This window comes from Kluyvera sp. STS39-E, from assembly GCF_040932435.1.
Taxonomy (GTDB): Bacteria; Pseudomonadota; Gammaproteobacteria; order Enterobacterales; family Enterobacteriaceae; genus Kluyvera.
Map to the genome: position 1 here is coordinate 19,832 of NZ_JBFQGA010000006.1, position 25,439 is coordinate 45,270.

Here is a 25,439-nt window from a genome sequence, read left to right on the forward strand (position 1 = left end):
ATGTTTAACCGAAACACGAGCTTACTTGCTGGTGGGATGACTGATGAGCAACTCAGAGACGCTCTTCAGAAAGCGCAGCAGGCTTATATCGACCTGACCACCGGCAGCCGTGGGGTCTCCTTCTCCTATTCGCAGGGGGATGGGACGCGCTCTGTCTCCTATCAGCAAAGCTCCCTCGCCGACCTGCTGGCGCTAATTCAGTTGCTGCAGGCGCAACTGGGCATTGTCGCCAGGCCACGGAAGCCAGTGAGGTTCAGATTCTGATGAATAAAGTGCAAATTCTTGGTCCGGACGGGAGACCATATCAGGCACCAAAACCCAGCATGTTGACAGGAGGTAGCCGGGTGCCATATGACGCCGCGGACTCCTTCAGTGATCAAATGGTGAACTGGCAGCCCGCATTATGGTCGCCGGATAACGAAATCAATATCTACCGTGATCGTATCGTTTCCCGCGCGCGCGATCTGGTCCGAAATGATGGGTGGGCCAATGGTGCCATAACACGCCTGCTTGATAATGCGGTCGGCGCCAATTTCCGCCCCATCATGAAACCTGACTACCGTGTATTACGAATGATGACCGGTAATAAAAGTTTTGACGCGGTATGGGCGGAAGAGTACGGGAAAGCGCTTGCTGCCCACTGGCGAACCTGGGCATACGATACAGGCCGTTATTGTGACGTAGAGCGTAAGCTAACCGTTCCGCAAATGTTGCGTCTGGCATTTCGCCACAAGCTGATAGATGGCGACGCCCTGATGGTACTCCAGTATCGCACCGATCGACTGGGTCCTGGTAAGGGGCGTTATGCCACGACGGTGCAGGTTGTCGATCCTGACAGACTCAGCAACCCGCAGCAGAATTTTGACATGCCGAACATACGCGGTGGCGTTGAAATTGATGCTGACGGCGCACCTGTGGCTTATCACATACGTGAAGCACATATCGGTGACTGGTGGAGTGGCGCCAGGACGATGACATGGCGAAGGATACCGCGGGAAACCGACTGGGGGCGCCCGCACGTTGTGCACGATTTCGACCATGAACGTGGGGCTCAGCATCGTGGTAACGGCATTCTGACTCCGGTGGTTCAACGCCTGAAGATGCTGGTGAAGTACGACCAGAGCGAGCTGGAAGCGGCAATCCTGAATGCTATCTTCGCCGCTTATATTGAGTCGCCGTACGACCCCGAAATGATTCAATCCGCTCTGGGGGAAAACTTCGAAGAGGGATTAGGGGCATACCAGGATGGTCGTGCTGAGTTTCATAATGATCGCCGCTTGACGCTGCAAAATGGCGCCCGCATGCCAATCCTTTATCCCGGTGAGAAAATTACAACGGTCAATGCTGCCCGTCCTTACAGCAACTTTGAGGTTTTTGAGTCTGCAGTACTGCGTAATTTTTCATCCGGTACAGGGTTATCTCCGCAGCAGGTTACACAGGACTGGTCTGATGTGAATTACAGTTCTGCACGATCTTCCTTGCTGGAGGCATGGAAAACACTCACCCGCCGGCGTGATGATTTTGCCATGGGTACCGCGCAGCCTGTGCTGACGGCCTTTGTTGAAGAAGTCCACGATAACGAGGATTTGCCCCTTCCGTCGAATGCCCCCGAATTTGTTGAGGCCAGGGCAGCGTATTCGCGTGCGCGCTGGATGGGGCCAGGCAGAGGGTGGGTTGATCCGGTGGCGGAGAAAAAAGGTGCCATCCTTGGACTCGATGCCGGCCTTTCCACCCTCGAAATTGAAGTGGGTGAAAACGTGGGTGAGGACTGGGAAGAGATTCTTGACCAGCGCCAGCGGGAGATTGAGTCCTGCCTGAAGCGCGGACTTCCATTACCGAGCTGGGCGCAGGCGGACCAGTTCGCGAGCCAGACAATTACCGATCCGGAGGAAAAGTGAATCTACCCCATCTGGCCCAGCGTTTATTTAATACCCCGCTGGCGCTGCACCCGAGTAAAGCTGAGGTCATCATGGCATCCGTTATGGACCGATTCGGTATCAGTAAAATCGAATCCTCTCTTGCCATGGATGATGACTGGTATGGATACGACGATAACCGGGAGCGGGGATCTCGTAGCGATCCGGGTTATGACAATGTGCTGGGTGTCGCTGTTATCCCGATATGCGGGACGCTGGTGCAGAAGCTGGGCTGCTTGCGTCCATACAGTGGCATGACAGGCTATGACGGCATTCGTCAGTCCTTCCTCACCGCGATGGAGGACCCTGATATTACGGGGATCTGTCTGGATATTGATTCGCCTGGAGGAGAGGTCGCAGGATGTTTTGATCTGGTCGATGTCATTTACGGCGCCCGCGGGAAAAAGCCCATCCATGCCATTCTGACGGAAAGCGCCTATTCCGCCGCCTATGCCATTGCCAGCGCGGCGGACCGGATTTCTGTTCCCCGCACCGGCGGCGTAGGTTCGGTCGGCGTGATCACCATGCACCTTGACTGGACCCAGCGGATTAAAGATGACGGCCTCAAGGTCACCATCATCACCTACGGTTCCCGTAAGGCAGAGGGATCACCACTGAGAGAGCTGTCAGATGAAGCGCTGGCGTCTATTCAGCAGGACATCAACACCATGGGCGAACTGTTTGTGTATACCGTCGCCAGAAACCGGGGAATTAGCGCAAAGGTTATCAAAAGTACTCAGGCTGCCTGTTTTATGGCTGCTGATGGTGTGGAACTTGGACTGGCTGATGAGGTATGTCCTCCTGATGCTGCGTTCATAAAATTACTCGAAAAAACAGGAGCCTGAAATGGCGAAGAAAAAGACATTTAGTTTTGCTCACCTTATTGGCCGTGGCGCGACTGCTTCCGAAGAGGAAGAAGACAAAAAGGCCAAAAAGGCGAAAAGTCGTCGCGCGGAAGAGGATGAACGCGAAGATGAAGCAGAGGATGATGAGCGTGACGACGACGCGGAAGATGACGAAGGTGACGATGATGCGGAAGATGACGGCGACGATCCGGAAGCTTCTGAAGACGATGACGATTCCGAAGATGACGGCGACGACGACCGAAAAGAAAGCAAAGCGGTTAAAAATGCCCGCGCTGCTGAGCGTAAACGTTGTGCCCGTATCTTCGGCAGTAAGCACGCTGCGGCGAATCCTTCACTGGCCGCGTCACTGGCATTTAATACCGGCATGAGCTCTGCTGCTGCCATCAATGTTATGGCTGCAAATGCGCCAACGTCGCAGCCCGCCCCTGCTCGCAAGCGTTCACTTGACCAACGGATGCAGGCTAGCCATCAGGCCCGTCTGAATCCGGATAGTGGTAAGAACAAGAACGGTAAATCGGCCCTGGTAAACCAGATGACCGGCCTCTACAACTCCATTAAAGGAGATAAATAATGGATCAATTTGGTCAGAATGCCTTTGCTCCAGGCATGAAGAGTTCAGTGTTTATTCCGGATCAGTTGGTTGCCGGTACGCTGCAACTGGTCACCGATACCGGGACCATCACCGGCGGCGTGTATAAGCGTGGCACTGTGCTTGGCATGATCACCGCTAGCGGAAAATATACCGTCAGTGTGAAAACCGCAACGGATGGTAGCGAGACGCCGGCGGCCATTCTGGTTGATGATGTTGACGCTTCCTCTCATGGCGATCAGTCTGGCGGCCTGTACCTGATGGGGGAGTTCAACCAGAATCATATTATTTTTGATTCCTCCTGGACTGTGCCGGAACTGAAAACAGCACTACGCCCGCTGGCCATCTTCCTGAAAGACAGCGCCCAGGCACCTTTAACCACCTCCTGATTTTATCCCACATCACTCCTGGCGAATGCTTTAACCGGCAGGGGCCGACTTATTTAAAATTTATGCCAGCGTGCGGCTGGCATTATCAAGAGACTGAATATGGAAAATATTTTTGATACCAGTGTGCTGGTACAGGTCGTTCCTAACCTGAAAACCAGTCAGAACTGGCTGCTTGATCGTTTCTTCCCGAACGTCGTGACTTATGAGACCGAAGAGGTGGCGATTGACGTGGATGTCGGCCTGCGTCGTATGGCGCCGTTTGTCTCCCCGCTGGTGGAGGGTAAGCTGGTCGAGTCCCGTAAATACCAGACCAATACTTTCAAACCGGCTTACATCAAAGACAAGCGGGCGCCGGACCTGCGTAAACCCATCCGCCGCCAGATTGGTGAGCGTATTGGCGGCGAATATACAGCCGCAGAACGCGAAATGTTGAACCTGCAGTTTGAGATGACTGATCAGATTGACATGATCAACCGTCGTCTGGAGTGGATGGCGGCCAGCGCGCTGGTGTCCGGTACCGTCACGGTTGCCGGGGAAGGCTATGAAACCAAAGTGGTGGATTTCGGACGCTCTTCGGATTTGACTATCACCCTGAGTGGTTCCGATAAGTGGCCGCTGACGGTGGCCGCGGGGGCCACCAATACCCAGCCATCTGATGATATTGAAGTCTGGCAGACGCTTTTCCTGAAAGAGTCTGGTTCCGTCGCGACGGATTTGGTATTCACGAGCAAGTCATGGCGTGCGTTCCGACTGGATACCACCATCAAAGATAATGCCATCACGTTCCCGGCGCTGAGCCCGTTTGGTAACCAGATTAACGCCGGCCCACAGGCGATGAAGGGCGCTATCTATAAAGGGCGCTGGGGTAACTTTGACCTCTGGTTATATAACGACTGGTTTATTGACCCGCTCGATAATGTCGAGAAGCCGATGATCCCCGACGGCGCCGTTATTATGTCTGGTGCTGATCTGATGGGTACCCGTGCCTTTGGCGTTATCCTCGACCCGGCATTTAATTACGGTCCTCTGGCCTATGCGCCAAAATCCTGGGTGAAAGAAGATCCTGCCCAGCGTCTTATCCTGATGCAATCCTCCCCGCTGGTTATTCCGAGCCGGGTTAACGCATCCCTCTGTGCGACGGTGGTCTGATATGGCTAAAACAACCAAAACTACACCGGACGATGATCTGAATGCGGAAGGGACTGCCGCTGATGGTCTGAATGTTGACGAGCTGAATGCCGGCGGCAACGTTCAGGAGTCCCAACCGCTTGACGATAAACAAGGTGACTCATCAGAGGATGAGGATGCCGCTGAAGAAGATATTCAGGAAGCAGCGGAACCCGATTTTGTGGTGTTGAAAGGGAATTGCATTCGCCATGACGGTGAGGTTTACCGGGAAAACTCCCGTATTCCGGTCTCCGGTAAGGATGCCGAGCGGCTGCTGGCCGCTGGTGTGATCGCCGACGTTCATGTTCTGCGGCAGCGCGCATTATCTGCTGCGCGTGGTGTGAAAATCACAACGGAGTAAGCTGATGGGCGTGGACTGGGATTTACATCTCTTGAGCCCGCTACATGGCATTTTTGGCGATGAGCATGAGTACCGCCCTAAAAGCGGTACCTCTTTTCCGATTAACGGTATTTTCGATCGTGGCTATGCTGTTGTGACTGAAAATCTTGATGGTGATTCAGCCATAAATACAACGAGCCCGACTCTTGGGGTACGCGATGCGGAGTTCATAAACTTAGGCAGAGCACTCCCGGTGGTATCCGATCGTGTGTTTATTAAAACCGTCGGCGGAAAGCCTGTTAATCAGTTGTTTGTCGTGATGAACGTTGAGCCAGATAGCCATGGCGGATCGAAACTTGTACTTAACGTAGCGAAACAACGATGAATGCTTCAGACATTCGAAAGATGGTGGTTCTGGCGCTGACCAACACCACAGACGCGGCTGCTCGTGTCTTTTCTCCGCGTGACTGGCCTACATCTCCGGTGGAATATCCTGCCTTACTCATCCAGACCCCTTTCGACCATAAAAAGTCGATGGGGCGAAATACGCCGTCCTTCACTACCGTGACAACTGTCCGTATTACTGGCCGGGTACAGGAGTATGACGGCGAAACGGATGATGATGGAGCAATGCGAGCTGGAGTGGCGCTGGAAGACTTGCGTGAGCAGGTAGAGCGAGCAGTCATCAACAGTTATGAACTGACCCGGAAAATACAAAAGTACGCTGAAGTTCGCTCAACAATCAATGTTGATGCAGACGGTGAGGCTCATATGGGCCAGCTGCTGTATGAAATTGATATCGAACATTACCAGGGGCCGGAAGATTTCTACCCGGTTGAAACGGTTCCCCTGGAGGGTATGGATATCACGATCGCAATGCCGGATGGCACCCCGCAACCTGGGATTAGTATCAACCTTCAGGAGTAAATCATGTTTGTAAAACCGAATAATGGGCTCAGCGTTCGCTGCCCCGTTAAGGGCATCTCTTTGCCGAGAGAAGGCGCAGAGGTTCCGGATAATACCTTCTGGCGTCGCCGTCTGAGTGATGGTGATGTGACTGTAGCGAAACAGAAAGCCGCTGCAAAAGGTGATTCACATAAAAATGAGGGAGATACTGAATGACTGTTCCATTCGCTCGTGTTCCCGATAATCTGCGGGTCGGGCTGTTTTTCGTTGAGTTTGATAACTCAATGGCGAATAACGCCACAGCTACGCAGCGCACTTTACTGATCGGTGGGATGCTTCCTTCCGGCTCCGCTACAGCTGGTATTCCTGAACGTGCTTCCTCTCCTGATACTGTCGGTGATCTTGCCGGGAAGGGTAGTATCCTTCATGCGATGATGACGGCGTATCAGAAAAACGATACCGCCGCAGAAGTCTGGATTTTGCCACTGGAAGAAGACCCTGACTCGATGACCGTTGCAACGGGTTCGATCAAGGTCACCAGCGCACCAACGGCAACCGGTGTTATTTCACTGTACATCGCTGGTGAGCGAATTCAGCTTACCGTTGTGGCAACGGACACCGTTGCTTCGATTGCCACGGCTCTGGCTGCTGCAATTAACGCTAAAAGCATCCTTCCAGTAACAGCCAGCGCGACGACCGATACCATAACACTGACGGCTAAAAACCTCGGTTTGGTTGGTAATGGTATTGATGTTCGCCTGAATTATCTCGGCCTTCCCGGTGATGAGCGTACGCCTGCAGGTCTGGAATTGACGATCACTGCTATGCATGACGGTGCTGGAGCTCCTGATCTAACTGGAGCGCTAGCAAACCTTCAGGACCGCACGTTTGACTTCATTGTTAATCCATATGACGACACGAGTTCTCTGGATGCGATGAAAGAGTTCTTATCCGATATCAGCGGTCGTTGGGCGTGGGATAAACAACTCTATGGCCATTCTTTCGGAACTACCGCCGGGACTTATGCTCAGTTGGGCACCAAAGGCGAGGTGCGTAACAACCAGCACGAAACTTTGATGGGCGTGAATAAATCGCCATCACCAACTTGGCTTTGGTCTGCTGGGTATACCGGGGCTGCGGCTGTTAGTCTGCGCAATGATCCGGGCCGTCCTGTTCAATCCCTAGCTATTTTGGGTGTATTGGCTCCGGCATTACAGGACCGCTTTGAACTGACTGAGCGTAATAACCTGTTGTACAGCGGCATTTCCACGTTCACGGTTGATGACGACGGTACTGTTCGCATTGAAAACCTGATCACCACCTATCAGAAAAATGCATACGGCGATGCAGATGATAGCTATCTGGAAGTTGAAACACTCTTCAGCTTGATGTTTGTCACCCGTTATCTTCGAACCGCAGTGACCAGCAAATTTGGACGAATGAAACTGGCGGCTGATGGTACCCGTTTTGCTCCTGGTGCTGCGATTGTTACCCCGAACATTATCAAAGCTGATCAGATCGCCGAATACGGAAAGCTGGTGTGGAACGGGTATGCACAAGACAAAGAGGCTTTTGCTAAAAACATTATTGTTGAGCAGAACGCCAAAAACCCTAACCGCGTTGATGTGTTGTGGCCGGGAACTCTCATTAACCAGTTGCGCGTTTTCGCGTTACTCAACCAGTTCCGCACTCGGGCTGAATCAACAGGAGCTTAAACGATGGCAGGTGATACTTCTAACCGCCTGGCGGGGACCGCGTACGTCACCGTTAACGGTGTGACGGTGATGGTGGAAGGGTCTTTTAAATATCAGCCCTCCAAGGTCAATCGTACGACAATGACGGGGATGGATGGTGTTCACGGGTACAAAGAAAAGCCTGTAGCCCCTTATATTTCGGCCCGTTTACGTGATAGCGGCGGTACCAATGTACTGGGCTTTAACAAACAAACCAATGTCAACATTGTTGCTGAACTGGCAAATGGCAAAACGATTATTGGTGAAGGGCTCTGGACGGTAAACGTTCAGGAAGTGGAAAGCGAAGATGCAGTGTTTGATGTTCGCTGGGAAGGCCGGGAAGTAACGGAGAACTGATATGGCTGAATTAGAACGCGTAAAAATTATCCCTCTCGTCAAGCCTCTTGAGGATACGACGAAAAAAATGACTTATCCGGAGCTTGAACTTAAAGCACCTACTCTCAGCCAGGCCGAACAGTTTTATGAAAAGCAGGCTGCATCCACTTCCCTCGCAGCTATGCGTCTGCTAATTGCGCTTGTAACAGATACGCGAGAAAGCGTTCTGCAGCCGATGGATTTCATTGATTTTCGCAAGTGTGAGGAATATCTGCTTAGTTTTTTGACCTGGAAGGCCTGACGGCCTGGCAGGAAGCCGCAGCTGATGTCACGTATTACTTCCGCTGGACAGAGGACAGGGCGTGGGGGATGACCTACGCCCGCCTTAAGTGGTGGGTGACGCAGGCCTCCCGGATTAACAAGCTCAGGAACCATGACGACGATGAGTAATTCCTTTGATTTTGAGCTGGTAGCTGATGACCAGGTTAGTGAAGTTATAGACCGAATAAATGACGCTCTTCGTGATTTAGAACCTAAGCTCGATAAAACGAAGGAAGGACTTCAGCTCGGTGGTCAGGAGACGCTGGACGGGTTGAACGGATACAACTCCCGACTTGAGTTGATGGCCAGAAGTGCCAGAGATAATGTGCAACTCATCGGAGACATGGTTCCGCCACTTAAAATGGTTGGCGAAATATCCGGGAAGCTAGGGGCGCTTGGCGTTGCTGGTGCTGCAGGATATGGGCTAAAACAAGTTGCATATGGATTCAGGGAGGCATCCCGGGAAGCATACAATCTCGATGTATCTGCAAAAAATGCCGGCATGCGAGTCGAAGAGTTTTCACGACTGGCTGGGGCTATGCAGATTAATGGATCAGATAGTGAAAGCGCCAGGGCTTCAATTGAGGGATTTGCAAAGGCACTAAAGGAGGCAAATAGCGGCAGCAACCAGGGAATGATGTCTGCATTCTCGACAATTGGCGTGCAGATACAGAAAAATAAAGATGGTTCTGTTGATACGCTGAGAACATTACAGGAAATTGCGCGTGTGTTCCCAACGTTGCGGCCGGAGCAACAAAAGTCTGTTGCAGATGCAATGGGCTTTACTCCTGAAATGCTGGCTTTAATGCGCGAAGGGGAGCGCATGAAGAGCCTGCTTGCCAAATCTGACGAGTTTGGACTGACAATCGATCCTGAACTTAACCAGCAACTGGGTGACATCAACGGTACGATGAATGAACTCAGTGCTTCCTGGGATGGTTTATGGCAGCGTTCGAAGAATAAAGCGCTGACAGCCTTGCTCTCTGATGGTTCTGTTAAAGACGGACTGGAGGGGCTAACTGACCTTTTCACTAACGGTGATTTCACTGGCCTGTCTCATGCCCTCGGGTTTGTCAGCAGCGATAATGCAAAAAAACTGCGGCGTATTCAGGGGGACAAAGAACTTTATAACAGTCTATCACGAAGCGAGCGCGGCGCCGTTGATGGCGGCTTTTACACTGATGCTGTCCGCAAACGTTACGACGAGAATTATGGGGCGGCGGATAGTGCCATACAACTACAGGCAGATATTTTAGCTATTAATGGGCCTCAGACTGGCTCTGCTCGTGGCAATGTTCCGTATGGACAGACTAAAAACAATTCTCGTGGATTCAGAAACCATAATCCCGGTAATTTGAGAGAGGCATCAAATACCACAGGGAAAAGTGGAGGTTTTTCCACTTTTGCTAATGATGCTGATGGTCTTTCTGCGATGGCCAGACAGTTAATGCTGTATGGCGATCGTGGTAACAACACCCTGAATGGGTTCATACACACTTACGCGCCGAGTAAAGAGAACAATACCCGTGCATATATTGACTCTGTCTCAGGAAGTACAGGGTTTGGTGCGAAAGAGCGACTCAATTTGCATGATCCGGAAACATTAAAATCCATTATGGCTGCCATGATACAGCACGAGAATGGTGCTCAGCCCTTTACTGAGGAACAGTTAGCAAATGCCATCCAGACTGCTATCACTGATGACCGTTGGTCTGGAAAACGAAATCCTGATGCGCTAGCTCAACAGAGGTATGACATTATTTCCGGTTCTCGTGGTGGAGAGCGCGGAACAAACATTCTGACTGCACAGCAGGAAAAGAATGATGAAGCTGCGCTTAGTGAAAATCTGGCCCGTTCGTTGAAAGAAGCAATGTCAGATCAGACACTCAAGCTTGAGCTCACAGTGGTCAACGGTAGCGGAGACCGAAAAACCTACAATGTCGAGAATAATGGCAGGATCACCACACCGATAAATTATTAGAGAAACGCTCTATAGATGGACCTCATTGAAATAAAAAACAAAGAAGTAATAAAGTAAAAACATTCTGATTTGAATCGTTAGCGATATCCCGCCTTTATGGCGGGATATTTTTTTATGGAGGTCTGATGTCAATTATTCAGGATGCTATCACATCTTTAATGGGCGGTGGGGCCAGTGATAACTGGCAAAGTCAGCTACAAGCCAGTTCATTTCGCGGTGTACCATTTGCGGTTGTTGCAGAAGAAGGCAGCCACGGTAGGCGGCAGGCGGTGCACGAGTACCCTTATCGGGATACTGCGTGGATAGAAGACCTTGGCCGTGGAACCCGGCGCTTTATGATTCGCGGTTTTTTAATCCAGAATAGCCAAATTTATGGCGGTGGTGATGTTATCGCGCAACGTCAGTCCCTGGTCGCTGCATGTGAAGCAAAAGGAAGCGGAACCCTGGTTCATCCAACTCTTGGTGAATTAACGGTCTCAATTCCAGAGAATGGTCTTCGTATTTCCGGTTCAATGGAAAGCGGTCGGGTATTTGAATTTACCCTGATGGCGCTTGAGTCTGGCTTGAAGGTTTTTGCCATTACCGATGGGACAGTGGCTAGCGACACGGTAAAAACCAATTATTTTAAAATGGTTACGACGGTTGTGGCCAGTACGCTGGCACGAATAAAAGGTGAAATACGAGGTGTAACCTCGGCAATTAACACCATTAAAGGGACGATAACATTCTGGACTTCCATGGTTGACAGTACGGTTAGTGAGGTGACAAACGTCAGTAACGTCCTGAAATCGACCTTTGGTAACAATAAATATGGACGATATAGCAAAGGTTCTGTCGGCGGGAGTTCTTCAGTTATTAGTAGTGGTTTATCAACAGCCGATGCGGAAGATGATCAGGCACTGACTGATTTGGTTACAGCGCAGTCAGTAATGGATCGGAAGAACATTATGGATACAACTGATGTACTGAATAATTCATCCACTGCAGATGAGTTTGTTCAGGGGGTAGCAGATGTTGTCAATTCGATTCTCAATAGTACCGGAAGTGTGAATGACCGCATTTCTGCTCTGGAGAAACTCGCTAATTCCACAAGCATCGAATACCAACAATCAGATAACAGCAAAGCAATTGCAGCGACAATGAATACGCTGATTATTGTGCTGTGTACCGGCGCAATGACCAGCTCCGCTACCGAGGCAAATCCTACCAGCCGTGATGAAGCCGAAAAACTGACACAGCGTGTAGCCCTGCAATTGGATGGTGCCCTTGTTGTTGTTGCTGATCGTGCTGACGATGAAATGTATAACGCGTTGCTTACTGTCAGGACTGCATTTATTTCGACAATGATGGCCCGTTCTTCGCAATTAAGTGATTTGATGCAGATCAACATGGCTCAGCCTCTACCCGCGCTTACCCTTGCAAATCGTTTTTATCAGGATGCCTCTCGTGCCGATGAATTAATTCAGGCGGCGCATGTTCCGCACCCCGCATTTATGCCACTTACGATGAAGGTGCTTAGACAATGAGTACGGACAACGATCAGGACGTCGTTTCTCTGACGGTGGGTGGGAAAATCATTGAGGGCTGGGATTCGGTCCGGATTACCAGGGGAATAGAACGTTTTCCCTCGGATTTTGATCTTGGCCTGATGGATTATTTCCCCGGCAGTGATAATAAGCAACTGGTTGAAGAAGGTATGCCCTGCACCGTCGACATTGGCGATGATCTTGCTGTTACTGGCTATGTCGATGACTGGGAGCCTGCAATCTCGCGGTCCCGACATGAAGTACGTGCGACAGGCCGGAGTAAATGTCAGGACCTGGTAGATTGTTCCGCTGAGTGGCCCAACAATGCCATTAACGAAAGCAATGCACTGGAAATAGCGTCCAGGCTTGCGTCGTATTATGGCATCAGCGTTTCAACGGATGTGAACGACCTGGTGAAAACGCCGCAATTTACACTCAACTGGGGAGAGTCACCCCAGGAAGTGATTGAGCGTGTCGCAAGGTGGTCGGCTCTGCTCTATTACGACCAACCCGACGGGAATTTGTTGCTTACCCGTGTTGGCACGCGCCGTGCAGCAAGCGGTATTGCTGAAGGTCAGAATGCTGAGCAGGCTTATTACCGGACATCGATGGCTGACCGATTTTCTGATTATGTCGGCGTCTCGATGGGGATTTCCTCAATCGCCGGTTATGCGCCAGATACGGCATATGATGCGGTGACTCTGGCGACGGCAAGAGACCCTGAAGCGGCCCGAATGCGTTACCGAAAGCATATTTCTATTGTGGAAAGTACATTGATGGCATCTCAGCAAGCTCAGAGCTCGATTGACTGGGAGATGAACCGTCGGTATGGGCGCTCGAAGCAGCTTTCCGTGACTATAGACTCCTGGCGGGATAAAGACGGGAAACTATGGGAGCCGAACACCTTACTCCCCGTAGACCTTCCAACATTACGCCTCCCAGATACTGAAATGCTTTTGTCAGAGGTCACCTATATGCGGGATGACAACGGAACGCATGCTCGCCTTACGCTGATGCCGCCTGAAGCATTCACGGTGCAGCCGTATGCGTTCTATCAGCAATTAGCGGGGTTCAACACATGAACCAGAACTTGAAAAAAGCCGCTGTGCGGATTGCTGGGATGCTGGGGATTGGGCGTATCACATCTCAGAAAGACAGCGGGGAAATTCAAAACGTTCAATACCAGACCCCACTGGAGGTTGCCAGTGCTCCCAGGATGGCTGATTTCGGTTTTTCCTCCGGGCTTCCAGCAGGTTCAGATGTTGTTATTGCCTTTATTGGAGGTGATCGCTCCAGCCCAGTAATCATCGCATCAAACCATCAGGGATATAGACGAACCGGTCTGAATGCGGGGGAAACAGTCATCTATAACCGGTGGGGTCTGGAAGTGTTGCTTACTGAAAACGGCGTTTTTATTGATGCGAAAGGGAAAGACGTTGAAGTAAATAACGCAACCAACGTCACCATAAACGCCAGCGAGGAAGTCCTGGCAAAGACCCCGGTTTTAAAGTGTACCGGAGACATTATTGATAACTGTGAGAGTAATACACGAACCCTTAAAGAACTCCGCGAAGCTCACAATGATCATCACCATGTAGTTAAAGGTATTCAGAAGGGCGACGACGAAGCCACCAGTGAGAAAACAGAGGAGCAGGTTCAATGAGTGATTTTGCTTCCTTCTGGAACGTGGATGAAATGATTGCCGACTGGCAGGAAGGCGCGGGGATGTTATCTACCGATCATGACCTCCAGACGGTGATTTTGATTAGCCTTTTTACCGATCGCCTGGCACGTTCTGATGATGATTATGGGGATAGCGACCGTCGTGGGTGGTGGGGTGACACAGGTGAAGATCAGCAACTTGGTTCACGGCTTTGGTTATTGCGCAGGGAAAAACTGACGACCAATGTGGCAATAAAAGCTGAAACATACGCGCTGGAAGCTCTTAAATGGCTGAAAGATGATGGGGTTGTAAGTGATGTTATCCCAGTAGCCCAAATCGTTATGCCAAATCGCTTGAACCTTATTATCCGGTATTTATCGCCGGGGAAAGACTGGCAGGAGAGCAGGTTCTACTGGATATGGGAGAAACTTTAACATGCCGTTTAAGCGAAAGACTCTGAGTGAATTACGAGAAGAAAACCGTAATTTTCTTCAGGCTGAACTAGAGAACGTAGGCTCTCTTCTTCGTTTTGCCAACCTTAAGGTTGTTGCTGATATGGATGCGGGGATGGCACACCTGCACTATGGCTACCTTGATTATATGGCGCTTCAGTCCAATCCTTTCACGGCAACGGATGAAAGTCTGGCTGGATGGATGGCCTTAAAACGCGTCTATAGGAAACCCGCCAGCGCAGCTAAATCAAAAGATGTGAAAGCGGTCGGGGCCGCAAACCGTATTATTCCAGTCGGAACGATTTTGAACAGGGGGGACGGATATCAGTATACGGTTGATGCGGAGATCAAAGTTCAAGATAGCGGGGAAGGGCATGGAGGAATAACCGCTGTTTTACCGAATGTCACTGATGATGTTACTGGTGGCGGTGCGAACGGCAATGCAGATGCAGGAACGATACTCACGCTTGATGTAAACATTGCGGGGGTTGAGTCTCAATTAACTCTAATTGAAGCGGCTACAGGTGGCGCTGATATCGAAGATGAAGAGGCTTTCCGGAGTCGTGGCCTGCTTTCATGGCAAGAGCCTCCTCAGGGGGGAAGTGATACCGATTATAAAAAATGGGCTTTGGAGGTCTCTGGAGTCACCCGAGCCTGGGTAAAGCGTAGGCTTAATGGTGCAGGCACGGTTGGTGTTTACATTATGTGTGACGGTAATCTTAATGACGGCTTCCCTGTTGGAACTGATGGGATATCACAGCTTGAGAATTGGGGGGCTGTAAAGGCATCCGGTGATCAGTTGTCTGTCGCCGACCATATTTATCCGCTCCAGACTGATACTGCAATTATTTTTGTTTGTTCTCCTATCAGAAAGATCATTGATTTTGAAATAGCAGGTATAACGGATGCTGATAACACTGTTGTCAGTAATATTAAAAGCGCTTTAACGACTCTATTTTTTGATGAGGCCAATCCGGATGGGACCGGGAAAATTGACCTGTCCGATATCAATAAAAGCATCAGTAATGTAGACGGAACGAAGGGATATATTCTTAATAGTCCGTCATCAAACATCACTTTTAGTGTTGGTGAAATTCCGCTGCTAGGTGAGGTGGATTTCGTATGAGCCTTTACTCACAAAATGATTATGCTTCCGCACTCGGTGCTTTATTACCACGGGGACGCGCATGGCCTCGTGCACCTGATACTGTGCAGGCAGCAGTATTACGGGCTTTAGGGCGCTCATACCAGCGATCTGATAACGACGCGGGTAATCTTATTAAAGGAGCATTTCCACCAACCGCGACAAGCATGCTCTCTGAATGGGAAAGTACGCTGGGATTGCCTGATGATTGTGCTATTGGCGAAATCGGTGGTATCAGCGATAGGCAGCGTTCTGTTGTATCCAAGCTGATTAGCAATGGTGGCCTGAATCGAGACTATTACATTCGGGTTGCTGCCGCGCTCGGTTATACCATTACGATTACTCAGTTTCGACCAGCTATGAGTGGAATGTCAGCATGTGGTGATGCACTGAATGGTGATGAATGGCCTTTTACCTGGAGAATTAACGCTCTAGAGACAACCATTAAATACACTTTGTCCGGAGCCTCATACTGTGGTGATCCACTAGCATCATGGGGAAATAAACAACTTGAATGTGCAATAAATAATATTTCGCCATCACACCTGAATATTATCTTCAGTTATTCATAGATTATCTATTTTTTAAATATTATCGCTTTACTTAGTGAGGATTGCTCATGCTCAGAATCGGGCAGGTTGAATCGTCTTCTACGGTCGACGGGAAATATACAGATGGTAATGTTGCTGGTGGTATTGCTGCAACACGCCTACGTGCCGCAGCTTTTAATGCTATGCAGGAGGAACTGGCGCATATTGTTGAATCGACAGGTGTAGCGCTTGATGTTGGCGATACGACTCAGGTTCTTGTCGCGCTTCAAAAAATTTTTGCAGGAAATAGTGATGCTTTAGGAGCTCTGGCTGCTCTTACTGGTGCTGCTAACAAACTCTCTTATTTCACTGGCCCGAAAGCTGCAGCCTTAACTGACCTTACCGCTTTTGCCCGCGAAATTCTGGCGCAAACTGATGCCGCTGGCGTTCTCTCAAAGCTTGGTTTGGGAGATGCAGCAAAACTGAACGTCGGCACGACGGCAGGAACTGTGGCAGCGGGTAATGATGCTCGCTTTGGATTAATGATTGGTGTCGGTCAGACTTGGGTCAATGTCACTTCAAGCCGAGCCTCTAAAACCACCTATACGAATGACACAGGGAAACCCATTATGGTTGTGGTTAGCTCCTATGCCGTGGCGGCTGATGCGAATTTTATTGTTGATGGCGTCGCTGTGGCGCTCATTGGGTATAACGCAAGCACAACTATTGTTCGCCCGGTATCGGCAATAGTCCCAGCAGGAAGTACATATAGCGTTTCCAATACCATCGGGAGTCAGTACATGTGGAGTGAATTAAGATGATCTACTTCAAAATGGATAGTGGCGATGTTTACGCATACTCAGAACAGGCCATTCAGAAAGTTAACCGCATCGACCAGCTGGAATCGCTGGCAGATGATGCCGCTGCATCTGAGTTAAGTGTTATCGATAAAGTATTTTTCGAAATTAGAGATAAAATCAACACAATGCGGAAAATGACTGATGAAGAGGTTGAGGCGCATATCAACCCTCCGAAATCCCACGAGGATTTAGTCAGCGAGGCGAACGCAGAGAAGAATCGCCTGATTCAGAATGCAAATGACACAATTGCACCACTTCAGGACGCTGTCGATTTAGATATAGCGACAGACGAGGAAATATCTCTGCTTGCTGAGTGGAAAAAGTATCGGGTGCTATTGATGCGTGTCGATACGACAAAAGCACCGGATATCGAGTGGCCACCAGTTCCCACTGTGTGATGGGGAGTGTGTGGTGAAAAAAAATAGCGGAAGACAACTCAAAATTGGTGAGGGTGATGATTAGAGTAGTTTTGGCAATCTACCCGGTGGCGCGCACGAACCTTACTCGTCGCGATCCCGAACTTAACGGTAACAGTCTGATATTGAATGGCCATTAAAACCGTCGAGTTGAATAATGGGGCTAGGGATTTATAGCATAATATAAAGACATGTCCCTTTCATGGTTCATGTCTTTATCATGGAATGCATATGCGAGATGTGGCTATACGACTAAATCCGACTTCAGATCCCAATAAGACCCCCATTCATAATCAACAATGTCAGGAGAAAACACCTCCGTTCCTGCCCCGTGAGTTAATGTAATCTCTCCAAAAAACAATCTATTATTTATAATGTACCAGTCGCATCTTATATAACCCATACCCATAGATAGATCTTCTGATAATCTTAACATCTCATCAAGGCAACCTGGCTTTGGCTCATCAAATGAATTGTTATCATGTGCTAATTCTGCATTGATTTTCATCCAAGAGGAATCAAATAAATTCCTCCTGTGGCCGAATCCACCCTCATCAAATCTATCATAATCCACCTGAATAAACTTTCTGACATTCCCTTCACGGTCCCTGAAAACATGAACCTTATAATCTGATGGTATATTACCACCATCATCCTTAAGCAATTCCTCTACAATTAGTTTTTTATCGATGTATTTATAGTGTTTCTCAAAGTTAACCTTATCATAATCCATCGCTAGCCATTCATTAGTTTTTTTTAGAATTGAGTTAAATGAATGGAGTGACTTATCCTTGACTATAAGATTTGTACCCGATGCATGATTTGATTTTATTACAAATTCATTTGGCAAACTTTCATATGCATCAATGGTAAATGTATTTCCATGCCACAATATAGGTATTAAATAATTAGGGCCAATTTTACTCTCTACCAAATCTCTGACTTTATATTTATCCGCCATCAAACTAAATGATGGTAAAGGGTGTTGCATTCTATATATTATTTTTTCATTGAAAGTTCTGGGGTTTGTTATGGATGGGAATCTACCAAATAACTTCTTATGTCTTCTAATCAAAAAGAACGCATCAGGGAATGCTTTTTTTATTAACTTCTTCATACCTGTACCCCGTTAACCATTGATCAAATGTGTATATCATAATGGAATGGTAATGAATAAACAATGGATAAATAATGAATATCTATGGTAGTAGTTGGATAGAAGTCAATAGAAATCAAATTGGTGTCATCCGTTCTATTACTGATGGCGTTGACCTGAGCACTGCAAGCGGACGATATAACTTCCGTAATATTCTCTCTGCGGCACAATATGAGTCTGACATGAATAGTGAGTGCACTCTGGCTGGATTGGCCGTAGCCCGCGCTAGGGGCGAGTTGGTGGTCGTAGACCTAAGTTTACTGATGAGCACTTGGATGCATTTGAACGATAAATTAGGTCCGGCTGTTCACATCGTGATATAGCTCTCAGACATGCGGTCGGTCTCTCGACTCTCTACAAACGTTATCCGGCACAGCAAGGGCATCAGTAAAACCTCTTTCCGCTCATTTTTTTCTATGCAGAATGTGTCTTTTTGGCACCTTCTGACAGTGAAAAATTTATCGCGTGTTGGTGCAAAAAAAATCGCCGCGCTACAGACGAAGAATAAATGCCCTAGATGAATGGGAAGTGTGCGGGGCTGCTGATACGTGTTAAGACCGATTCTGCACCCGATATTCAATGACCTATCCCTCCAACTCAGGAGTAGCATTCAAATGCGCTGCAACTGAAGATGAAATTACAACACATTTAGCTAGTAACCAATCCATATCGACGATATAAATATCCCTAATTCAGGCAGCATGTTTACAATGTTGTCTGAATTGAACAACCACGATATCAAAGAAGCTAAAAGTCAGAAGCAGCTAGCGTTCGTGCACGTTTTAAATTATATAGCATCGATGTTGTATTTCCTTGCTAATAATTACCCACCTAATGATTGCAGTTTTTTGATTTCACTTATTATTTTATTATCGTCAACCGGTATTAAATGTTCGCTGCATGTATTGAGGTATTGGTCTCCAATTGCGGTAGTGCAACCAAAAATAGTGTGTTCCCCTGAGTCGAAAAGAGATGTCTCAATAAAGTGATTTTTAACATCAGTAGTACCGACAATGTCGAGTATTGTTGGTGCTAAGGTTAAAGAATTCAGTCCGTGGGCATTAAAAATACTAGGGGTCATACCTTTTGTATATATAATCAAAGGTATCCGATCAGAGAAATAAGATGACTGTGTTTTGAAGGTAGATATGAAACCTTTATCTGGATATGAGGCATGATCTGTAGTGAAAATTAAAGTTGTATTGTCGGATATAGTGCTTTCATTGAACTTCTTAATGAATTCTCCGAATTGCAAATCCATGTTGGAAAATTTGTTAAGATATGGGTTTTTACCATTTCCATATTTATGATCCGGACTATCAAGTCCAACGTGCGTACCAACAGTATAGACACCATAGAAAAATGGCTCTTTTATGGTATTTATTTTTTTGAACAATAATCGATATGAGTCTTTGTCACTTAACTCATTAACGCTCCATTTTTCCATGTTGTCTAAATCATTAGAGCCAAATAATTGATCGAACCCTAAAGTTTTTAGCATCAAACTAAGGTTTTCATTTGAATTATTTGAGGATTGAAAATATGTATTATACCCTATTCTTTTTAACTGCATTGATAGGCTATCAGTTTTATTATTTTGATATCTGTTTTTAATGTCAGCAGTAGACATTTGACCTATACCCAGACCACCTTTATATTGCCCGCCAGTAAATTGGTAAGATGATGATAGTTGTCCCCTTAACCCTCTAAAGGTAGCAGCGGTGTGATTGTAATAGTTTTTAACATCTAAAGATGATTGCTTTAAATTATAAAGATTCGGTGTTATTTCTTTTTAAATAACATCGTAGGACATACCTTCTGTAAATATAACGATGACATTTTTGTGTCTTTTGGGAACGAATTTTCCGAATTCGCTATTATTACTGACCGATGATTTTTCTAATCGGTTGTATGTTTCCTTTGCGTATTTTTTATATTTATTAGCAGCGTGCCTTTGATATGCCACTTTGAAAACTGATTGAGTAAGTGAATAAACAGGGCTAGAAGGTGATAATAGAACTAAAATTGCCAAAGCTTTTTTTAATATGGATTTATTTTGCGTTTTTTTAGATAAAAAGAAGAGTAATGAAAAGCTTGCTAATAATAAGGCTGAGAAGGTATAGGTATTGTGGTTGCCAGCCTCTTTGAATTGATCTATGTTTGATATGGCCAATGGCGGAATAAACAGACCTGTGCTGATTAATGAGGTTAGCTGTAAACATATCAGCGAAGATATAAATGAAAATGATAATATTTTTATTGCTAACATTAACTTCGTTTTATCAGGAAAACTAAACAAATAAATGCAAAGAAAGTAAGATAAAATAGTATAAATGTAATTCATTTGTCAAATTTCATATGGTTTTGAGGTCGTCTTTATCGCACGTAAAGAAAATAAATGCAACTATTGTAATTTGTAGGTGGGGAGTGATATTTGTACAGTGGTATAATATTTAGACAGTAAGTTCATTACGCATGCTTGATGATTCGATTAAGTACATATATGTTCATGGAATATTTCTACCATTTATTTAAAGAAAGCTGTGATGTAGGCTTCGATACTTTGTCAAGTAGAAATATATGCATTCTTTATGGCTATCAGATAATTTTGATGTAACACAAGGAAACTGAACCGTATAGCTTTAGTTGGCAGTGGCATAAACTAGGGAGTTTTGAGTGGTAAAAATTGAATTAAATCTTTACGGGCATAAACAATTAGCGTCATGAGGAATTGGTAGGAAATTAACCTACACTGATTAGCTATGACAGGGTGTCAACAAATGACCAGAACACCGCGTTACAGAGAAATGCCCTTGAGTGCGCAGGATGTGAACTGGCTTTCGAAATTAAGAACTACGGCAAAACTTCAGGCGGGTGGCTGCTCAAGGCGTTGGGCAACGGCGAACACTTGACACGGCCCGGATATCGAGTGGTTTCTGAAACCGAATGCGGCGTAACATGTTGACTTTATGTGATTTACACTACGTTACATATTGTAACTACATCAGAATGAACAGCCAATATGAATCAACTTACCACCAAAGAAGCCGCGCTAATAACTCGTAAGCTAAGAGATATCAGTGATACATGGTCGGATTTATGGGTCTTTCTTCACCTCGTACCCATTGGCGTTAGCAGGGCCATCGATCTGCGGTACAGCTGCTTTGACGGGAAATCTCTTACTTTTGAGGAGAGGGGCAAGTTCAAAGCGAAGCAGATTGCGGCATCACCTCTTGTATGCGAACTCATACAGAGGCGCAGAGAAAGATATCCCGATGACATCTATATTTTTCAGAGCCACTCAAACAGGGTCAAGCTTCAGGATAAACCTGTAACAGTGGTTGCATTCAATCAGGCTTTGAAAAAAGCAGCAAAATTTGTGACCGATGATGTAGTGAGCAGCAAAAGTGCTCAATGGTAGTTTGCTGCGGCCCGTGGTATGCAAGCACAGACCGCAGCAGTAGGCCAGGTGTTAATGCCATGGCGCTGGCGCAAGTATAGGCGAAATCACTCATTCATCCACAAGCCAGAATTCAGCCTCTTCAAACATTTCCTGCACAGCGGCGCTGATCCGCTCCTTCTCATGCTTACTGGCATCTGTATTGATTGCCGGTAGTGTCATCATCGGTTTAACCCGAACATCTGCATCAGGGAAGATGCGATGCACTCTCTTGCTTAATTCTCCCAGAATGATGTCTTTGGCACCAGGCAAACCATCAAAATTTCTTTTGTCATAAACGAGTTCCACAAACATTGCGCATTGTCCCTTTACTGGTTGGATATACAGTATTTATACTGTGTTTATATCCAGTAATCAAGAGAGGGGATTAATTATGGGCTTTCCATCACCTGCCGCAGATTTCGCGGAAACAAGAATTTCCCTTGATGAGAAACTCATCAGTAAACCGGCCGCAACTTACTTTATGCGTGCCAGTTGCTCACACTTTCGCGAGGGGGTATTGAAGGGGGCTTTGCTGGTGGTTGACGCGTCATTATCGCCATGTGATGGCTCACTGCTGATTTGTGCCATGGAGGGTGAGTTCAGAATGAAGCGCTACCGGAAGCACCCAAGACCGCACCTGGTAAACCTTGAGAACGGCAGGAGGGAAGAAATCCCAGTTGATGATGATGGCTATAATGCTTCCAACGCAGTTTTTGGGGTGATCACTTACATTATCAACGATGCCAGAACAGGGGAATTCGATGATTGTCCGGTGATCTGAGCAAGTAAAAAAGCCCGCTCAGAGGTAGGTTGCAGGGAGTAATTTGTGGGGCATGTATGGGGTAAAAAAATCTCATTTGGGGCATGGGTGGGACACTACACGGCATATGAACTTTACCGATTTTCATATGTGTAGTGGTTTTAATACATTGATTAAGTTAAAGAAAACTCATGCTCTTGGGCGTTCTTTAGTGTTTTTTAAAATGCCCGCGTCACGCAGTTGAAATGGCGGGCATACTCTTCAAGACCGGTAATCCCCAGCCGCGCCCATTTCGGGTGCGACCATTGGGGAAGTCCAAGGTAGATCATAGCGCGTCGAGAATTTCGCTGGTGCTGCGTACGCGGCCAATGCGCGGGAAGATATGGGTCATGCTTCCCTGATGCTGCTCGGTAGAGGAGGCGCTGCAGGCATCTTCGGCGATAATTAGATTGAAGCCCAACTCCCAAGCGTTGCGCGCGGTGGATTCAACGCCAATGTTGGTGGAGATCCCGCATAAGATAATGGTATCGATACCGCGGCGACGTAGTTGCATTTCGAGATCGGTGCCGTAAAACGCCCCCCATTGACGTTTAGTGACTTCGATATCGCTGTCCTGTTTGCCAAGCGTCGACGGGTAGTTCCACCAGTTATCCGGCAGCGCTTTCGCCGGTGCAGGGGCATCAACCGGCTGTTTCAGGGCTTCGGCAAAATCGGCAGACCAGCCTACGCGAACCATCACCACCGGTGCGGCAGCGTCACGGCACTTCTGTGCCAGACGCGCGGCGCGTTCCACAACCTCGGTTGCCGTATGCGGGCCGCCGGCAAACGGCAGAATGCCTTCTTGCAGGTCAATCACCACGAGGGCGGTTTTGTTAGCGTCTAAATTCAGCATGGTTGTTCCTCTCTAAACAGGCTGTTGGCGCATACCTTACAATTGTCACCAGACTATTGAATGGATAAATATTGTTAATTTTTGTGAGCATGAGCAATAAGCGTTCAGCAAACAGGCGTATAAACCGCACTGGGCTTATCGTAAGCGAGAATTTCCAGTATAATAGCCCCCTTTTTTCAGTCAGTAGTGACATTCAGCTAAAGCTGCGACAGTTAAGCCTGCACGGCAGGCGACAATCCGCCGACGGCTAAGTTAAGGGATATCTCATGCGTACAGAATATTGTGGACAGCTTCGACAGTCCCACGTTGGGCAGCAGGTGACTCTGTGTGGTTGGGTCAACCGTCGTCGTGATCTCGGCAGCCTCATTTTTATCGACATGCGCGACCGTGAAGGCATCGTTCAGGTATTCTTCGATCCGGATCGTGCGGATGCGTTGAAGTTAGCGTCTGAACTGCGTAACGAATTCTGCATCCAGGTGACCGGCACCGTGCGTGCGCGTGATGAAAAAAACATCAACGCAGATATGGAAACCGGTGCGATTGAAGTTCTGGCATCTGACCTGACTATTATCAACCGTTCAGAATCACTGCCGCTTGACTCCAACCACGTTAACACCGAAGAAGCGCGTCTGAAGTACCGCTACCTCGATCTGCGTCGTCCGGAAATGGCTCAGCGCCTGAAAACCCGTGCTAAAATCACCAGCCTAGTGCGCCGCTTTATGGACGATCATGGTTTCCTCGATATCGAAACCCCGATGCTGACCAAGGCGACCCCGGAAGGCGCGCGCGATTACCTCGTACCATCTCGCGTACATAAAGGTAAGTTCTACGCGCTGCCACAGTCTCCTCAGCTGTTCAAACAGTTGCTGATGATGTCTGGCTTCGACCGCTACTATCAGATTGTAAAATGTTTCCGCGACGAAGACCTGCGCGCTGACCGTCAGCCTGAATTTACCCAGATCGATGTTGAAACTTCCTTCATGAGCGCGGAACAAGTGCGTGAAGTGATGGAAGCGCTGGCACGTCACCTGTGGCAAGAAGTGAAAGGCGTTGATTTGGGTGATTTCCCGGTCATGACCTTCGCGGAAGCTGAACGTCGTTACGGTTCCGATAAACCGGATCTGCGTAACCCGATGGAACTGGTTGACGTTGCTGACCTCGTTAAAGACGTCGAGTTCGCGGTCTTCTCCGGCCCGGCTAACGATGTGAAAGGCCGCGTGGCGGCACTGCGTGTTCCAGGCGGTGCATCTCTGACCCGTAAGCTTATCGACGAATACGGCAACTTTGTGAAGATCTACGGCGCGAAAGGCCTGGCTTACATCAAAGTCACCGAACGTGCGAAAGGCCTCGAAGGGATCAACAGCCCAGTGGCGAAATTCCTCACTGCTGACATCGTTGAAGCGATTCTTGAGCGCACCGGCGCGCAGGACGGCGACATGGTGTTCTTCGGCGCAGACAACAAAAAAGTCGTTGCCGATGCCATGGGCGCGCTGCGTCTGAAGCTGGGCAAAGATCTTAGCCTGACTGACGAAAGCATGTGGGCACCGCTGTGGGTTATCGACTTCCCAATGTTTGAAGAAGATGGTGAAGGCGGTCTGACCGCGATGCACCACCCGTTCACTTCACCGAAAGATATGACCGCAGAAGAGCTGAAAGTGGCACCGGAAGATGCGGTCGCTAACGCTTACGATATGGTCATCAACGGTTATGAAGTGGGCGGCGGTTCCGTTCGTATCCACCGTGGCGACATGCAGCAGACCGTATTTGGTATCCTCGGCATTAACGAACAGGAACAGCGCGAGAAGTTCGGCTTCCTGCTGGATGCACTGAAATACGGTACTCCGCCGCATGCAGGCCTGGCGTTTGGTCTGGATCGTCTGACCATGCTGCTGACCGGCACCGACAACATCCGTGACGTTATCGCCTTCCCGAAAACCACTGCGGCAGCCTGTCTGATGACCGAAGCACCAAGCTTCGCGAACCCGGCATCACTGAGTGAACTGGGTATTCAGGTTGTGGCGAAAGAGCCAAAAGAGTCGGCGGAGAACAAGTAA

General features: G+C 48.2%; 30 protein-coding genes and 3 pseudogenes. 27 read left to right on the forward strand and 6 right to left on the reverse strand.

Going from position 1 to position 25,439, the window contains the following annotated elements; all coding sequences use genetic code 11:
* The 22 genes from gpW to AB4K05_RS14255 all read left to right on the forward strand — a co-directional run bounded on the left by gpW (position 1) and on the right by AB4K05_RS14255 (position 17,117).
* Entirely contained in the window at positions 1-264 is a 264-nt protein-coding gene (gene gpW / locus AB4K05_RS14150) for a gpW family head-tail joining protein (protein ID WP_128349985.1), read from the forward strand.
* On the forward strand, positions 264-1,898 hold the full coding sequence (locus AB4K05_RS14155; protein WP_368480592.1) for a phage portal protein: 1,635 nt from the start codon (positions 264-266) through the stop codon (positions 1,896-1,898). The genes gpW and AB4K05_RS14155 overlap by 1 nt, the downstream gene beginning before the upstream one ends.
* Positions 1,895-2,761 (forward strand): S49 family peptidase, encoded by an 867-nt coding sequence (locus tag AB4K05_RS14160; RefSeq protein WP_368480593.1) that lies wholly within the window; start codon positions 1,895-1,897, stop codon positions 2,759-2,761. Before AB4K05_RS14155 ends, AB4K05_RS14160 begins: the two co-directional genes overlap by 4 nt.
* A 1-nt stretch (position 2,762) precedes the next feature.
* Positions 2,763-3,353, forward strand: a complete 591-nt coding sequence (locus AB4K05_RS14165) for a hypothetical protein (RefSeq protein ID WP_368480594.1) — start codon at positions 2,763-2,765, stop codon at positions 3,351-3,353.
* Positions 3,353-3,760, forward strand: coding sequence for a head decoration protein (locus tag AB4K05_RS14170; protein ID WP_182945270.1), 408 nt, complete (start codon positions 3,353-3,355; stop codon positions 3,758-3,760). The genes AB4K05_RS14165 and AB4K05_RS14170 overlap by 1 nt, the downstream gene beginning before the upstream one ends.
* Before the next feature lie 99 nt (positions 3,761-3,859).
* Positions 3,860-4,909, forward strand: a complete 1,050-nt coding sequence (locus AB4K05_RS14175) for a major capsid protein (protein WP_368480595.1) — start codon at positions 3,860-3,862, stop codon at positions 4,907-4,909.
* A gap of 1 nt (position 4,910) precedes the next feature.
* Positions 4,911-5,288, forward strand: coding sequence for a hypothetical protein (locus AB4K05_RS14180; protein WP_368480596.1), 378 nt, complete (start codon positions 4,911-4,913; stop codon positions 5,286-5,288).
* 4 nt (positions 5,289-5,292) lie between these two features.
* Positions 5,293-5,652: a hypothetical protein gene (locus AB4K05_RS14185; protein ID WP_368480597.1), complete on the forward strand. Its 360-nt coding sequence runs from the start codon at positions 5,293-5,295 to the stop codon at positions 5,650-5,652.
* Positions 5,649-6,194 carry an ATP-binding protein gene (locus tag AB4K05_RS14190; protein ID WP_368480598.1) on the forward strand — a complete coding sequence of 182 codons (546 nt, stop codon included), beginning with the start codon at positions 5,649-5,651 and terminating at the stop codon, positions 6,192-6,194. Before AB4K05_RS14185 ends, AB4K05_RS14190 begins: the two co-directional genes overlap by 4 nt.
* 3 nt (positions 6,195-6,197) lie before the next feature.
* Positions 6,198-6,389: a DUF2635 domain-containing protein gene (locus AB4K05_RS14195; protein ID WP_368480599.1), complete on the forward strand. Its 192-nt coding sequence runs from the start codon at positions 6,198-6,200 to the stop codon at positions 6,387-6,389.
* Positions 6,386-7,888 carry a phage tail sheath subtilisin-like domain-containing protein gene (locus AB4K05_RS14200; protein ID WP_368480600.1) on the forward strand — a complete coding sequence of 501 codons (1,503 nt, stop codon included), beginning with the start codon at positions 6,386-6,388 and terminating at the stop codon, positions 7,886-7,888. Before AB4K05_RS14195 ends, AB4K05_RS14200 begins: the two co-directional genes overlap by 4 nt.
* Positions 7,889-7,891: 3 nt before the next feature.
* Entirely contained in the window at positions 7,892-8,263 is a 372-nt protein-coding gene (locus tag AB4K05_RS14205) for a phage tail tube protein (protein WP_368480601.1), read from the forward strand.
* Between the two features lies 1 nt (position 8,264).
* On the forward strand, positions 8,265-8,543 hold the full coding sequence (locus tag AB4K05_RS14210) for a phage tail assembly protein (RefSeq protein ID WP_115601864.1): 279 nt from the start codon (positions 8,265-8,267) through the stop codon (positions 8,541-8,543).
* Between the two features lie 141 nt (positions 8,544-8,684).
* A complete protein-coding gene (locus AB4K05_RS14215) occupies positions 8,685-10,544 on the forward strand; it encodes a hypothetical protein (protein ID WP_368480602.1) in 1,860 nt (619 codons plus the stop codon).
* Between the two features lie 125 nt (positions 10,545-10,669).
* Positions 10,670-12,070: a DNA circularization protein gene (locus AB4K05_RS14220; RefSeq protein WP_368480603.1), complete on the forward strand. Its 1,401-nt coding sequence runs from the start codon at positions 10,670-10,672 to the stop codon at positions 12,068-12,070.
* Positions 12,067-13,152 (forward strand): phage baseplate assembly protein, encoded by a 1,086-nt coding sequence (locus tag AB4K05_RS14225; RefSeq protein WP_368480604.1) that lies wholly within the window; start codon positions 12,067-12,069, stop codon positions 13,150-13,152. The genes AB4K05_RS14220 and AB4K05_RS14225 overlap by 4 nt, the downstream gene beginning before the upstream one ends.
* Positions 13,149-13,733 carry a phage baseplate assembly protein gene (locus tag AB4K05_RS14230; RefSeq protein WP_368480605.1) on the forward strand — a complete coding sequence of 195 codons (585 nt, stop codon included), beginning with the start codon at positions 13,149-13,151 and terminating at the stop codon, positions 13,731-13,733. Before AB4K05_RS14225 ends, AB4K05_RS14230 begins: the two co-directional genes overlap by 4 nt.
* The gene (locus tag AB4K05_RS14235; protein WP_182945283.1) at positions 13,730-14,167 is read left to right on the forward strand and encodes a phage GP46 family protein; all 438 of its coding nucleotides are present in this window, start codon (positions 13,730-13,732) and stop codon (positions 14,165-14,167) included. Before AB4K05_RS14230 ends, AB4K05_RS14235 begins: the two co-directional genes overlap by 4 nt.
* Position 14,168: 1 nt before the next feature.
* On the forward strand, positions 14,169-15,311 hold the full coding sequence (locus tag AB4K05_RS14240) for a baseplate J/gp47 family protein (protein ID WP_368480606.1): 1,143 nt from the start codon (positions 14,169-14,171) through the stop codon (positions 15,309-15,311).
* A complete protein-coding gene (locus AB4K05_RS14245; RefSeq protein ID WP_368480607.1) occupies positions 15,308-15,901 on the forward strand; it encodes a YmfQ family protein in 594 nt (197 codons plus the stop codon). The genes AB4K05_RS14240 and AB4K05_RS14245 overlap by 4 nt, the downstream gene beginning before the upstream one ends.
* Positions 15,902-15,948: 47 nt before the next feature.
* Positions 15,949-16,680 carry a hypothetical protein gene (locus tag AB4K05_RS14250; protein WP_368480608.1) on the forward strand — a complete coding sequence of 244 codons (732 nt, stop codon included), beginning with the start codon at positions 15,949-15,951 and terminating at the stop codon, positions 16,678-16,680.
* 11 nt (positions 16,681-16,691) lie between these two features.
* Positions 16,692-17,117, forward strand: coding sequence for a tail fiber assembly protein (locus AB4K05_RS14255; RefSeq protein WP_368480944.1), 426 nt, complete (start codon positions 16,692-16,694; stop codon positions 17,115-17,117).
* A gap of 262 nt (positions 17,118-17,379) precedes the next feature.
* Here AB4K05_RS14255 and AB4K05_RS14260 read toward each other — a convergent pair whose 3' ends face one another.
* Positions 17,380-18,252 carry an ATP-grasp fold amidoligase family protein gene (locus AB4K05_RS14260; protein ID WP_368480609.1) on the reverse strand — a complete coding sequence of 291 codons (873 nt, stop codon included), beginning with the start codon at positions 18,250-18,252 and terminating at the stop codon, positions 17,380-17,382.
* Positions 18,253-18,383: 131 nt separating this feature from the next.
* Between AB4K05_RS14260 and AB4K05_RS14265 the strand changes: the two are divergent.
* Positions 18,384-18,682: pseudogene (locus AB4K05_RS14265) on the forward strand (DNA-invertase); the annotation flags it as partial.
* Between the two features lie 432 nt (positions 18,683-19,114).
* Here the strand turns inward: AB4K05_RS14265 and AB4K05_RS14270 are convergent.
* Together AB4K05_RS14270 and AB4K05_RS14275 are read right to left on the reverse strand one after the other, a co-directional pair.
* Entirely contained in the window at positions 19,115-20,077 is a 963-nt protein-coding gene (locus AB4K05_RS14270; RefSeq protein ID WP_368480945.1) for a sulfatase-like hydrolase/transferase, read from the reverse strand.
* A 6-nt stretch (positions 20,078-20,083) separates the two neighbouring features.
* Positions 20,084-20,560, reverse strand: a complete 477-nt coding sequence (locus tag AB4K05_RS14275) for a hypothetical protein (protein WP_368480610.1) — start codon at positions 20,558-20,560, stop codon at positions 20,084-20,086.
* A gap of 483 nt (positions 20,561-21,043) precedes the next feature.
* Here AB4K05_RS14275 and AB4K05_RS14280 point away from each other — a divergent pair.
* Together AB4K05_RS14280 and AB4K05_RS14285 are read left to right on the forward strand one after the other, a co-directional pair.
* Positions 21,044-21,160 (forward strand): annotated as a pseudogene (locus AB4K05_RS14280) (DNA-invertase); the annotation flags it as partial.
* 153 nt (positions 21,161-21,313) lie between these two features.
* Positions 21,314-21,712 (forward strand): hypothetical protein, encoded by a 399-nt coding sequence (locus AB4K05_RS14285; protein WP_368480611.1) that lies wholly within the window; start codon positions 21,314-21,316, stop codon positions 21,710-21,712.
* 90 nt (positions 21,713-21,802) lie between these two features.
* Here the strand turns inward: AB4K05_RS14285 and AB4K05_RS14290 are convergent, their stop codons facing one another.
* Positions 21,803-22,045 (reverse strand): DinI-like family protein, encoded by a 243-nt coding sequence (locus AB4K05_RS14290; RefSeq protein ID WP_115074037.1) that lies wholly within the window; start codon positions 22,043-22,045, stop codon positions 21,803-21,805.
* Positions 22,046-22,124: 79 nt separating this feature from the next.
* Here AB4K05_RS14290 and AB4K05_RS14295 point away from each other — a divergent pair, with 79 nt between their 5' ends.
* On the forward strand, positions 22,125-22,514 hold the full coding sequence (locus AB4K05_RS14295) for a S24 family peptidase (protein ID WP_368480612.1): 390 nt from the start codon (positions 22,125-22,127) through the stop codon (positions 22,512-22,514).
* Between the two features lie 212 nt (positions 22,515-22,726).
* On the opposite strand, the pseudogene AB4K05_RS14300 reads toward AB4K05_RS14295, so the two are convergent.
* Positions 22,727-22,822: pseudogene (locus tag AB4K05_RS14300) on the reverse strand (hypothetical protein); the annotation flags it as partial.
* The gene (locus tag AB4K05_RS14305; RefSeq protein ID WP_368480613.1) at positions 22,819-23,385 is read right to left on the reverse strand and encodes a hydrolase; all 567 of its coding nucleotides are present in this window, start codon (positions 23,383-23,385) and stop codon (positions 22,819-22,821) included. The pseudogene AB4K05_RS14300 and the gene AB4K05_RS14305, both read right to left, overlap by 4 nt.
* A 266-nt stretch (positions 23,386-23,651) precedes the next feature.
* Between AB4K05_RS14305 and aspS the strand changes: the two genes are divergently transcribed.
* Positions 23,652-25,439 carry an aspartate--tRNA ligase gene (gene aspS / locus AB4K05_RS14310; protein WP_368480614.1) on the forward strand — a complete coding sequence of 596 codons (1,788 nt, stop codon included), beginning with the start codon at positions 23,652-23,654 and terminating at the stop codon, positions 25,437-25,439.